Origin of the sequence: Pseudomonas sp. MYb60, assembly GCF_002979555.1 — a bacterium.
Taxonomy (GTDB): Bacteria; Pseudomonadota; Gammaproteobacteria; order Pseudomonadales; family Pseudomonadaceae; genus Aquipseudomonas.
Map to the genome: position 1 here is coordinate 194,975 of NZ_PCOZ01000004.1, position 11,901 is coordinate 206,875.

Below are 11,901 nucleotides of genomic sequence, written 5' to 3' on the forward strand. Positions count from 1 at the left end.
AACAACAAGGGGGCGAATCTTCATCCGCCCCCTGTGTGTCCGCTTATTCCTGCGGTTCTTCTTCGTCTGCGGCAGCATCGAGGGTTGGCTCGTCGACGTGGTCATCGCCTGCTGCGATCACCTCACCGTCAAACGCCTCGCCTTCCAGCTCTTCGCCTTCGACTTCCGATGGTTCCTGCACACGCTCCAGGCCCACCAGCGTTTCGTCACTGGCCAGCTTGATCAAGGTCACGCCCTGGGTGTTACGGCCCAGGCTCGACACTTCATCCACACGGGTACGTACAAGGGTGCCCTGGTCGGAAATCAGCATGATCTCCTCGCCGTCGAGCACCTGCACCGCGCCGACCAGACGGCCATTGCGGTCGTTGCTGACCATGGCGATCACGCCCTGGCCGCCACGCTTGTACTCCGGGAACTCGCTGATGGCGGTACGTTTGCCGTAACCACGCGCCGAAGCGGTGAGGATCTGGCTGCCTTCTTCCGGGATCAGCATCGAAATCAGCTTCTGCCCTTCTGGCAGGCGCATGCCGCGAACACCACGGGCAGTACGGCCCATGGCGCGCACGTCGGATTCCTTGAAGCGCGTCACCTTGCCACCGTCGGAGAACAGCATGACTTCACGCTCGCCATCGGTGATGGCGGCGGAGATCAGCACGTCGCCTTCGTCCAGTTCCAGGGCGATCAGGCCCACGCTGCGCTGGCGGCTGAAGGATTCCAGCGGGGTCTTCTTGACGGTGCCTTTGGCGGTGGCCATGAAGATGAAGTGACCTTCGGTGTATTCCTCGACCGGCAGCATGGTGGTGATGTATTCATCACTGTCCAGCGGCAGCAGGTTGACCAGCGGACGACCACGGGCGGCACGGGACGCTTCCGGAATTTCGTAGGTCTTGAGCCAGTACACCTTGCCCTTGCTGGAGAACAGCAGCAGCGTGGTGTGGCTGTTGGCGACCAGCAGGTGAGCAATGTAGTCCTCATCCTTCACGCCGGTAGCCGATTTACCTTTACCGCCACGACGCTGGGCCTGGTACGCAGCCAGCGGCTGGGTCTTGGCATAGCCGCCATGGGAGATGGTCACGACGCGCTCTTCTTCCGGGATCATGTCACCCAGGGTCAGGTCGAGGCGTGCATCGAGAATCTCGGTGCGGCGCACGTCGCCGTATTCGGCGCGGATCACTTCCAGTTCTTCGCGGATCACTTCCATCAGGCGCACGGCGCTGCTGAGGATGCGGATCAACTCGCCGATCTGGTTGAGAATCTCCTGGTACTCGGCCAGCAGCTTTTCGTGCTCCAGGCCGGTCAGGCGGTGCAGGCGCAGTTCCAGGATGGCCTGGGCTTGCTCCGGCGACAGGAAATACTTGCCTTCGCGCAGGCCGTATTGCGGGTCCAGGGTCTCTGGACGGCACGAGTCGGCGCCGGCACGTTCAACCATCGCCACCACGGCGCTGGACTCCCAAGGCGTGCTGATCAGCGCCTCCTTGGCTTCCGACGGGGTTGGCGAGGCTTTGATCAGGGCGATCACCGGGTCGATGTTCGACAGCGCAACCGCCTGGCCTTCCAGGATGTGGCCGCGTTCGCGGGCCTTGCGCAGTTCGAACACGGTGCGGCGGGTAACCACTTCACGACGGTGACGGACGAAGGCTTCCAGCAGATCCTTGAGGTTCAGGATGCGCGGGCGGCCATCGATCAGGGCAACCACGTTGATACCAAACACGCTTTGCAGCTGGGTCTGGGCGTAGAGGTTGTTGAGGATCACCTCAGGCACTTCGCCACGACGCAGCTCGATCACCACGCGCATACCGTCTTTGTCAGACTCGTCGCGCAGCTCGGTGATGCCTTCGAGCTTCTTCTCTTTGACCAGCTCGGCGATCTTCTCGATCAGGCGCGCTTTGTTCAGCTGGTAGGGGAGTTCGGTGATGACGATCTGCTGGCGGCCACCGACCTTGTCGATGTCTTCGATCATCGAGCGGGCGCGCATGTAAATGCGGCCACGACCGGTGCGGTAGGCTTCGATGATGCCGGCGCGACCGTTGATGATCGCGGCGGTCGGGAAGTCCGGGCCGGGGATGTACTGCATCAGCTCATCGACAGTCAGTTCAGGATTGTCGATGAGGGCCAGGCAACCGTCGATGACTTCACCGAGGTTGTGTGGCGGAATGTTGGTGGCCATGCCCACGGCGATACCGCTGGAGCCGTTGACCAACAGGTTCGGAATCCTGGTCGGCATGACCGCCGGGATCATCTCGGTGCCGTCGTAGTTCGGCACCCAGTCCACGGTTTCTTTATGCAGGTCGGCCAGCAGCTCGTGCGCCAGCTTGGTCATGCGCACTTCGGTGTATCGCATCGCCGCGGCGTTGTCGCCGTCGACCGAACCGAAGTTGCCCTGGCCGTCTACCAGCAGGTAGCGCAGGGAAAACGGCTGGGCCATCCGAACGATGGTGTCGTACACCGCAGTGTCGCCGTGAGGGTGATACTTACCGATCACGTCACCGACAACACGGGCAGATTTCTTGTACGGCTTGTTCCAGTCGTTACCCAGCTCGCTCATCGCGAACAGCACACGCCGGTGCACGGGCTTCAAGCCATCGCGCGCATCAGGCAGTGCCCGACCGACAATTACGCTCATCGCGTAGTCGAGGTAGGACTGTTTCAGCTCGTCTTCGATATTGACCGGGAGGATTTCTTTGGCCAGTTCGCCCATGAGAAGCCTGATTCCTTTTTCGGGTGAAACCTCGTCACATCCATATGGGACGAACGAAGCTCGCCGCTGCCGGCAAAGTGCCTGACAACGACTTACGACAAATCAACGAGTTATGACACGGATCTGCACGTTATGGGCAACCCCTCGGGGCGGCCCTGGAAACCGCCGGATGTTATCACAATCGCCGCCACGCACCTATCCCCCTGATGCGCATGGAGCATAGTAAGTTGACGGGTGACAGGCTTGAGGGGGACGAGAGAGGCTTAGAGAGGATTTGACGCTGTTTTTCGAGGTTGGATCCGAGGGTTTTATTGACTTTGAAGGCCGATCGGGGCAAGCCCCCTCCCACGTTTTGACTGTATTCACAATTCCAGTGTGGGAGGGGGCTTGCCCCCGATCGCAATCTCACAGGCGTCCAAGCCCTCAATGCAGCCGCTTACGGCACATCAACCTGGCCAACTTGGCCATATCCGGCCGCTCAACGATGCCTTTTTCGGTCACGATCACATCGATCAGGTCGGCCGGCGTCACGTCGAACACCGGGTTGTACGCCTTCACATCGGCGGCGAAACGCTGGCCGGCCACCTCCAGCAACTCGTCGGCATCCCGCTCTTCCAGCGCGACATCTTCGCCCGTCGCCATCATCAGGTCGATGGTCGAACTCGGCGCGACGACCATGAAGCGCACCCCGTGATGCATCGCGCACACCGCCAGCTGATAGGTGCCGATCTTGCTGATCACATCGCCATTGGCCGCGATGCAATCGGCGCCGACGACCACCCAGGTCACGCCTTTGGTCTTGAGGATATGGGCGCCCGCCGAGTCGGCATTCACCGTCACCGGGATGCCCTCGCCCGCCAGTTCCCAGGCCGTCAGCCGCGAGCCTTGCAGCCACGGCCGGGTTTCATTGGCATAGACCTGTTCGACCATACCCTCCAGGAACGCTGCGCGAATCACGCCAAGGGCCGTTCCCACGCCCCCCGTAGCCAGCGCGCCGGCATTGCCATGCGTGAGGATCGCCTGGGCATTGCCCTGTTGCTTGCGGATCAACTCCACCCCCAGTTGGGCCATGGTGATATTGGCTTCTCGATCACTTTCATGGATCGCAATCGCTTCGGCCTCCAGCACCGCCAGCGGGTCGGCGTGTTTCCGGAGACGGTCCAGCCGATCACGCATGCGCTTGAGCGCCCAGAACAGGTTCGACGCCGTTGGCCGGGAATCAGCTAAAAGTGCGTAGTCTTCTTCCCACGCGGCCTGCCAGTCACCGCCCTCGGCAAGTCGCGCACGGGCAGCGAGCACCAAGCCGTAGGCCGCGCAGATACCGATCGCAGACGCCCCGCGCACGGTCATCGAACGAATCGCCGCCGCCACGTCGTCGACCGTTGCGCAAACCACCCAGCTTTCCCGGGACGGCAGGGCACGCTGATCGAGCAGGTGCAGCGCGCCGTCGCGCCAATCGATGGCCTTCACTTTCTCCGCAGCCAACAGTCGATCGCGCATCCCTAACTCCGCACTCATGAACAAAGCCGCCGATTATAGCGATCCGCCCGTCAGGACGCTCGGGTATACTTGGCCCTTCTTTTATAGCTGCCTGGGAAGAAGCCCGCGATGACCGCCACTGCCGCCCCGCTCGACTTACTGCTACTGCCGACCTGGCTGGTACCCGTCGAACCTGCCGGCGTGGTGCTCAAAGAGCATGCCCTGGGCATCCGCGACGGGCGCATCGCTTTTATCGGCCCACGCGCGACCGCCCTGAAACTGGCGGCCAGCGACGTGCGCGAGCTGCCGGGCATGCTGCTCAGCCCCGGCCTGATCAACGCCCACGGGCATGCAGCAATGAGCCTGTTTCGCGGCCTGGCCGATGACCTGCCCCTGATGACCTGGCTGGAAAAACACATCTGGCCCGCCGAAGCCAAGTGGGTCGATGAAGCCTTCGTGCGGGATGGCACCGACCTCGCCATCGCGGAACAGCTCAAGGGCGGCATCACTTGCTTCTCCGACATGTACTTTTACCCCAAGGTCGCCAGCGACTGCGTGCACAACAGCGGCATGCGCGCGCAGATCGCAATTCCCATCCTCGATTTCCCGATCCCTGGCGCCAGCAGCGCCGACGAGGCGATCCGCCAGGGCGTCGAACTGTTCGGCGACCTCAAGCATCATCCCCGCATCAACATCGTCTTCGGCCCCCACGCGCCCTACACCGTGTGCGATGAAAACCTGGAGAAGATCCGGGTCATGGCCGAGGAGCTGGATGCCTCTATCCAGATGCACGTGCACGAAACCGCCTCCGAAGTGCAGCAAGCCGTCGAGCAGACCGGCGAGCGACCACTGGCGCGCCTGGGTCGCCTCGGCCTGCTGGGCCCACGCTTCCAGGCCGTGCACATGACTCAAATCAGCGAAGACGATCTGGCTTTGCTGGTAGAAAGCAACACCAGCATCATCCATTGCCCGGAATCGAACCTTAAACTGGCCAGCGGCTTCTGCCCGGTGGAGCGTCTGTGGCAGGCTGGGGTCAACGTCGCCATCGGCACCGACGGCGCCGCCAGCAATAACGACCTGGACCTGCTGGGTGAAACCCGCACCGCTGCGATGCTGGCCAAGGCCGTCGCCGGTTCGGCCACCGCCCTGGACGCTCACCGCGCCTTGCGCATGGCTACCCTCAACGGTGCCCGCGCCATGGGCCTGGACAGCGAGATTGGTTCGCTGGAAGTGGGCAAGGCGGCGGACATGGTCGCGTTCGACCTGTCGGGGCTGGCGCAACAACCGATCTACGATCCGGTCTCACAGCTTATATATGCCACCGGACGCGATTGCGTGAAACACCTTTGGGTCGCCGGCAAGCAGTTGCTCGACGACCGGCAATTGACCCGCATGGATGAACACCAACTGACCGCCACGGCCATCGCCTGGGGTAAACGCATCAGCGGGCACAACGAATAACGAAGGTTTTGAACCCCTGGGTTCAGGACTGACCAAACGATTTATCAGGTTTAGAGGATTCACCATGAGCAACGTCGACCACGCCGAAATCGCCAAATTCGAAGCCCTGGCTCACCGCTGGTGGGACCGCGAGAGCGAATTCAAACCCCTGCACGACATCAACCCGCTGCGGGTCAACTGGATTGACGAACGCGTCAACCTGGCCGGCAAGAAGGTGCTGGACGTCGGTTGCGGCGGCGGCATCCTCAGCGAAGCCATGGCCCAGCGCGGCGCCACGGTGATGGGCATCGACATGGGCGAGGCGCCGCTGGCCGTGGCCCAACTGCACCAGCTGGAATCCGGCGTGAACGTCGAATACCGCCAGATCACCGCCGAGGACCTGGCCGAGGAAATGCCCGAGCAGTTCGATGTGGTCACCTGCCTGGAGATGCTGGAACACGTGCCGGACCCGTCCTCGGTGATCCGCGCCTGCTTCCGCATGGTCAAGCCCGGCGGCCAGGTGTTTTTCTCCACCATCAACCGCAACCCCAAGGCGTACCTGTTCGCGATCATCGGCGCTGAATACATCATGAAGCTGCTGCCGCGCGGCACCCATGACTTCAAGAAATTCATCCGTCCATCCGAACTGGGTGCCTGGAGCCGCCAGGCCGGCCTGACCGTCAAGGACATCATCGGCCTGACCTACAACCCGCTGACCAAGCACTACAAGCTGGCCAATGACGTTGACGTCAACTACATGATCCAGACCCTGCGCGAGGAGTGAGCCTGTGAAGTTGCGAGCGGTTCTCTTCGATATGGACGGTACCCTGCTGGACACCGCGCCGGACTTTATCGCCATCTGCCAGGCCATGCGCGCCGACCGTGGCCTGGCGCCGATCAACGACCAGCATATCCGCGATGAAATCTCCGGCGGTGCGCGGGCGATGGTTGCGGTGACCTTCTCGATGGACCCGGAATCCCCAGGCTTTGAAGCGCTGCGCCTGGAGTTTCTGGAGCGTTATGTCAAGGGTTGCGCGGTGCACAGCAAGCTGTTCGACGGCATGGCCGAGCTGCTGGAAGACATCGAGAAAGCCAAGCTGGTCTGGGGTGTGGTCACCAACAAGCCGCTGCGTTTTGCCGAGCCGATCATGCAGCAACTGGGCCTGGCCGAGCGCTCGGCGCTGCTGATCTGCCCGGACCACGTGAAGAACAGCAAGCCAGACCCGGAGCCGATGATCCTGGCCTGCAAGATGCTCGACCTGGACCCGGCCAGCGTGCTGTTCGTGGGCGATGACCTGCGCGACATCGAGTCCGGTCGTGATGCCGGCACGCGCACCGCAGCGGTCACCTACGGCTACATCCACCCGGACGACAACCCGCGCCATTGGGGCGCCGACGTGGTGGTGGACCACCCGCTGGAGCTGCGCAAGGTGCTGGATAACGCACTGTGCAGTTGCTGAGTGTTCGCCCTTTTCGCTGACCCATAAAGATCCACTGCGGGAGGGTTTGCCCCCGATTGCAGTGGGTCAGTCTGCACCTCTATCACTGATAGGCCCTCATCGGGGGCAAGCACCCTCCCACAGGGGATCTATGCTGCATTCGAGCTTGGGGTCTATAAGCTGCTGAATTTTGTCGAGGCTAATTATGTTTGATTACTCTGCACGTCCAGAACTGCTCAAAGGCCGGGTAATCCTGGTCACCGGTGCCGGGCGCGGGATTGGCGCGGCCGCGGCGAAAACCTACGCCGCCCATGGTGCCACCGTGCTCTTGCTGGGCAAGACCGAAGCCAACCTGGCGCAGGTCTACGACGAGATCGAAGCGGCCGGCCAGCCTCAGCCGGTGGTGATTCCGTTCAATTTGGAGACTGCCCTGCCCCATCAGTACGATGAACTGGCGGCAATGATCGAAAAAGAGTTCGGCCGCCTCGACGGCCTGCTGCACAACGCCTCGATCATCGGCCCGCGCACGCCGATCGAGCAGCTGTCGGGCGAGAACTTCATGCGCGTGATGCACATCAACGTCAACGCGATGTTCATGCTGACCAGCACCCTGCTGCCGCTGCTCAAGCTGTCCCAGGATGCATCGGTGGTGTTCACCTCCAGCAGCGTTGGCCGCAAAGGCCGGGCTTATTGGGGGGCTTATGGTGTGTCGAAGTTTGCCACCGAAGGCCTGATGCAAACCCTGGCCGACGAACTGGACACGGTCGCGCCAGTACGCGCCAACAGCATCAACCCTGGTGCCACCCGCACCAGCATGCGTGCGCAGGCGTATCCAGGGGAAAACCCGGCGGACAACCCGACACCCGAAGAGATCATGCCGGTGTACCTGTACCTGATGGGCCCGGACAGCACCGGCATCAACGGCCAGGCCTTCGACGCCCAGTAAGAGAAAACGAAAGGTGGGAGCGCGCCCGCTCCCACACTTTTCAGACCTCAGTGGTCTGCGGTTTGGATGCCTTCTTTGGCGTATCCGCCACCACTGGAATCTCCTTGCCCTCGGCGTCGAACAGCTTGCCGCCGCGGAAGTAATCCCCGTCTCGCAGTTCCGACACGTCCCGGAAGCACAAGCTGCGCTCAGTCCCCGCCACGAACACCGATTGCTGGTCCGAGTTGCCGGCAGTGAAATGGTTGAACGCCAGGTTCAACAGGATGGCCATGATCGCCGACGAACTGATGCCCGAGTGGAAAATGGTCGCGAACCAGCTCGGGAATTGATCGTAGAAGCTCGGCGCTGCAATGGGAATCATGCCGAAACCGATGGAAGTCGCCACGATGATCAAGTTCATGTTGTTGCGGTAATCCACCTTCGACAAGGTGCGAATACCGCTGGCCGCCACCGTGCCGAACAGCACGATCCCCGCACCGCCCAATACCGACGTCGGCACCGCCGCAATCACCCGCCCCATGAACGGCAACAGGCCGAGGATCACCAGGAACAAGCCGCCGGTGGCCACCACGAAGCGGCTCTTGACCCCGGTTACCGCCACCAGCCCGACGTTCTGGGCGAAGGCGCTCTGGGTAAACGAGCCGAAGATCGGTGCGAACATGCTCGACAACATATCGGCGCGCAGGCCGTTGCCGAGGCGTTTGGAATCAACCTTGGTGTCAATGATCTCACCGACCGCGAGGATGTCCGCCGAGGTTTCCACCAGGGTCACCATCACCACGATGCACATGGAGATGATCGCGGCGATATGAAAGGTTGGCATGCCGAAATGGAAGGGCGTGGGAAATCCGAACATTGGCCCCTGGGTCACGTTCGAGAAGTCCGCCATGCCGAGAAACACCGCAATCACGGTGCCGATCACCATCGCCAGCAGGATCGACAGGCGCGAGATAGTGGCGCTGCCGATCTTGCTCAGCAACAGCACCAACACCAGGGTCAATGCCGCCAGGCCGATATTGGGCATGCTACCGAAATCCGCCGCCCGGCTGTTGCCGCCCATGGCCCAGCGCGCCGCGACGGGCATCAGGGTCAAGCCGATGGTGGTGATCACGATACCCGTCACCAACGGCGGGAAAAACTTGGTGATCCGCGAAAAAACCGGGGTTATCAGTAACCCGATCAACGATGCGGCCATCACCGCCCCGAGGATCGCCGGCACCCCGCCGGCGCCGTCACTGCCGACAATCGCCACCATGGTTGCCACACCGGCGAACGACACGCCTTGCACCAGCGGCAACTGGCAGCCAAAGAACGGCAGGCCCAGGGTCTGCAACAACGTGGCCAGGCCGCCGGCAAACAGCGACGCAGCGATCAACAGGCCGATGTCCGCCGGCGACAAACCGGCCGCCTGGCCGACGATCAATGGCACCGCGACGATGCCGCCGTACATGGTGAGCACATGCTGCAGGCCGTAAGCCATGTTGGCGGCGACGCCGAGATTCTCATCTTCTGGCCGCTGCGGTGACGCCTTCGGGATAGTCATGGTGAGGGGTTCTCTGTTTTTGTTGTGGGGCCACTGTATGCAATGTTATGACTGGATGTCCATAGAGTTGTATACAATCATTTGAACAAGATACCCTCCACTGGCGTTACAAAAACAATCCGGCCGTGATGAGCCAGAACGCCAAAGGACTTACAACAATGAAAAAGGTATTGCAGGGGACTACCGTTGCACTCGCCCTCCTCGGCGGCGGGGAGGCCGTAGCGGTGGAATGGATGAACAACAGCGTGGGATTTCGCTACGGTCAGCAGTTCACCAATCCGAATAACCCCGACGAATTTAGCAAGCGCATCTACAGTTTTACCCACGCCAGCGGCTACCAATACGGCAGCAATTTCCTCAACCTGGATGTGTTCCTGTCCGACAGCCGTGACCCACGCAAGGGTACGGACCATGGCGGCAGCGAGGTGTACGCGGTATATCGCCACCAGCTGTATGCGTCACGGGTTTTCGATGTGCCGCTGGGCACTGGCCTGGTGAAGGACTACGCGCTGACCCTGGGCTTCGACGCCAACCGCAACAACAACTTCGCCTCGGCAAAAAAACGCGCGTTGGTGATCGGCCCGACCTTGAAGTTCAACACCGTCGGCGTGCTGGACCTGAGCCTGATGTACTACAAGGAAAAGAACCACACCGGCATCCCCGGCGCGAAGGAGTCGAACCATACGTTCGACGACACCTATATGCTCAACCTGACCTGGATGCGCCCGTTCGAGATCGCCAGCCACGCGGCGAAATTCCAGGGCTTCATCAATTACGTCGGTGAAAAGGGCGAGGATTACCATGGCCGCGACACCGCGCCGGAAGCGCTGATGCGTACCGCGCTGATGGTGGCCGTGCGGCCGGGTAAAAATGTGAAGCCAAACCTGTACCTGGGGGTGGGCTACGAGTATTGGCACAACAAATTCGGTGTGGATGGCGGCCGGGGTAGCCGTACCTCCACACCGACGGTGAATATGGAAATCACCTTCTAATACCTGAAGAAACTCAATCAAACAGTGGGAGCGGGCTTGCCCGCGCCCACATTCGACCGCGTCGTCACTTCAAATTCGCTGCCAGTTCCGAGCGGGTGGCTTTCGGCCGCGCCAGCCAGTAACCCAATACCGCCAGCGGCGCCGTCGCCAGCATCACGACCACGGTGATCAGCAGCGGCTGGTCGATCATCGATGACACCAACAGGCTGCTGAGAAAGCACAAACCCAATTGCAGGGTATTTTGCAGCGCTGCCGCCTTGCCGGAATTTTCCGCAAAAGGCATCAGCGCATTCGCCACTACGATGGGGTAGCTGGCACCGTTGACCAGCGCCATCAGGCAGAACGGGATCAGCAAGGTGGTGAGGGTGGGCACGGTCAGGGTCGCGACCAGGTACAAGGCGACCATGCTGATGCAGTATGCCAACAGCAACCATGGCAACAGCGTCTTGCCCTGAAAGCGTTGCAGCGCGCTGCGGCAACTGTAGCCACCCACCAGAAACGCCAGGGTCGGCACTACGTAGCTCAGGCCAATGTCATTCGGGCTGTAGCCCATGTCACCGAGGATGAACGGCGACGCCGTCAGCCAGGCAAAGAAACTGGCCGAGCAGGCGGCAAAGATCATCACGTTGCCACTGAACACGCGAGAGGCGAGCAACTGTCCATAACCGAGGCGCGAGACTTCACCCTTTTCCGTATGACGTTTCGGCGGGCTGCGCAGGAAGCATGTCGGTAGCAACAGCAACAGCGACACCGCCAACAGCACGCCGAAGATCGCCTGCCAACCCAGGTGGTTCAACACCACTGCCCCCAACAGCGGAGCCAGCGCCGGCGACAGCGACATCAGCGGCATGATGCTGGCGAACACGCGATGTGCCTTGTCGGCCGGGTAACGGTCGATGACCAATGCCTGCCAGCTGACTGCGGCGGCACACACGCCAATCGCCTGCATGAAGCGCAACGCCAGCAACTGTGCGGCCGTCTCGACCCAGAACATGCCGGCACAGCCCAATACGAACAGCCCCAAGCCTGCGAGCAGTACCGGCTTGCGCCCCAGGCGGTCGGACAGCGGGCCCCACAACAGCTGCCCCACGGCGAATCCGGCGAGGAAAATACTCAAGCTCGCCCCCACCGCGCCCGCGCCAATCTGCAATTGCTCGCCCATGGCGCCGAACGCCGGCAAGTACATGTCCATGGCCAAATAACCGAGCATGCTCAGTCCGGCCAGATACCCAGTGAAACCAAAAGAATTTTTCATTGAAGCCTTATCGGTCCTGCCATCAAACTATTTGCTGACTGGCGCCCATTATGAAGCTGACAGATTTACTGTGAAGCGATAATAATTGGACTCTCCAATCAATTATTTT

At 61.4% G+C, this 11,901-nt stretch carries 9 protein-coding genes; 5 read left to right on the forward strand and 4 right to left on the reverse strand.

The window, feature by feature from the left end; translation table 11 throughout:
- Window positions 1-43: 43 nt before the first annotated feature.
- Window positions 44-2,698, reverse strand: a complete 2,655-nt coding sequence (gene gyrA / locus CQ041_RS08670) for a DNA gyrase subunit A (RefSeq protein WP_033902525.1) — start codon at window positions 2,696-2,698, stop codon at window positions 44-46.
- Between the two features lie 423 nt (window positions 2,699-3,121).
- A complete protein-coding gene (mtnA, locus tag CQ041_RS08675) occupies window positions 3,122-4,198 on the reverse strand; it encodes an S-methyl-5-thioribose-1-phosphate isomerase (RefSeq protein WP_105522380.1) in 1,077 nt (358 codons plus the stop codon).
- Between the two features lie 108 nt (window positions 4,199-4,306).
- Between mtnA and CQ041_RS08680 the strand changes: the two genes are divergently transcribed.
- The 4 genes from CQ041_RS08680 (at window position 4,307) to CQ041_RS08695 (ending at window position 8,002) form a co-directional block, all read left to right on the forward strand.
- The gene (locus tag CQ041_RS08680; protein WP_105522381.1) at window positions 4,307-5,638 is read left to right on the forward strand and encodes a TRZ/ATZ family hydrolase; all 1,332 of its coding nucleotides are present in this window, start codon (window positions 4,307-4,309) and stop codon (window positions 5,636-5,638) included.
- Window positions 5,639-5,702: 64 nt separating this feature from the next.
- Window positions 5,703-6,401 carry a bifunctional 2-polyprenyl-6-hydroxyphenol methylase/3-demethylubiquinol 3-O-methyltransferase UbiG gene (gene ubiG, locus CQ041_RS08685; protein WP_105522382.1) on the forward strand — a complete coding sequence of 233 codons (699 nt, stop codon included), beginning with the start codon at window positions 5,703-5,705 and terminating at the stop codon, window positions 6,399-6,401.
- 4 nt (window positions 6,402-6,405) lie between these two features.
- Window positions 6,406-7,077, forward strand: coding sequence for an N-acetylmuramic acid 6-phosphate phosphatase MupP (gene mupP, locus CQ041_RS08690; protein ID WP_105522383.1), 672 nt, complete (start codon window positions 6,406-6,408; stop codon window positions 7,075-7,077).
- Window positions 7,078-7,261: 184 nt separating this feature from the next.
- Window positions 7,262-8,002, forward strand: coding sequence for a YciK family oxidoreductase (locus CQ041_RS08695; protein WP_105522384.1), 741 nt, complete (start codon window positions 7,262-7,264; stop codon window positions 8,000-8,002).
- A 40-nt stretch (window positions 8,003-8,042) separates the two neighbouring features.
- Here the strand turns inward: CQ041_RS08695 and CQ041_RS08700 are convergent, their stop codons facing one another.
- The gene (locus CQ041_RS08700) at window positions 8,043-9,545 is read right to left on the reverse strand and encodes a nucleobase:cation symporter-2 family protein (RefSeq protein ID WP_105522385.1); all 1,503 of its coding nucleotides are present in this window, start codon (window positions 9,543-9,545) and stop codon (window positions 8,043-8,045) included.
- Between the two features lie 158 nt (window positions 9,546-9,703).
- Here CQ041_RS08700 and CQ041_RS08705 point away from each other — a divergent pair, with 158 nt between their 5' ends.
- On the forward strand, window positions 9,704-10,537 hold the full coding sequence (locus CQ041_RS08705; RefSeq protein ID WP_105522386.1) for a nucleoside-binding protein: 834 nt from the start codon (window positions 9,704-9,706) through the stop codon (window positions 10,535-10,537).
- Window positions 10,538-10,601: 64 nt separating this feature from the next.
- On the opposite strand, the gene punC is transcribed toward CQ041_RS08705, so the two are convergent.
- Entirely contained in the window at window positions 10,602-11,792 is a 1,191-nt protein-coding gene (gene punC / locus CQ041_RS08710) for a purine nucleoside transporter PunC (RefSeq protein WP_105522387.1), read from the reverse strand.
- Window positions 11,793-11,901: the final 109 nt, after the last annotated feature.

Coding starts and splice junctions, on each gene's coding strand:
- CQ041_RS08705 (WP_105522386.1), top strand. CDS start 9,704: ATGAAAAAGGTATTGCAGGGGACTACCGTTGCACTCGCCCTCCTCGGC.
- CQ041_RS08680 (WP_105522381.1), top strand. CDS start 4,307: ATGACCGCCACTGCCGCCCCGCTCGACTTACTGCTACTGCCGACCTGG.
- mtnA (WP_105522380.1), bottom strand. CDS start 4,198: ATGCGCGATCGACTGTTGGCTGCGGAGAAAGTGAAGGCCATCGATTGG.
- ubiG (WP_105522382.1), top strand. CDS start 5,703: ATGAGCAACGTCGACCACGCCGAAATCGCCAAATTCGAAGCCCTGGCT.
- gyrA (WP_033902525.1), bottom strand. CDS start 2,698: ATGGGCGAACTGGCCAAAGAAATCCTCCCGGTCAATATCGAAGACGAG.
- CQ041_RS08695 (WP_105522384.1), top strand. CDS start 7,262: ATGTTTGATTACTCTGCACGTCCAGAACTGCTCAAAGGCCGGGTAATC.
- CQ041_RS08700 (WP_105522385.1), bottom strand. CDS start 9,545: ATGACTATCCCGAAGGCGTCACCGCAGCGGCCAGAAGATGAGAATCTC.
- punC (WP_105522387.1), bottom strand. CDS start 11,792: ATGAAAAATTCTTTTGGTTTCACTGGGTATCTGGCCGGACTGAGCATG.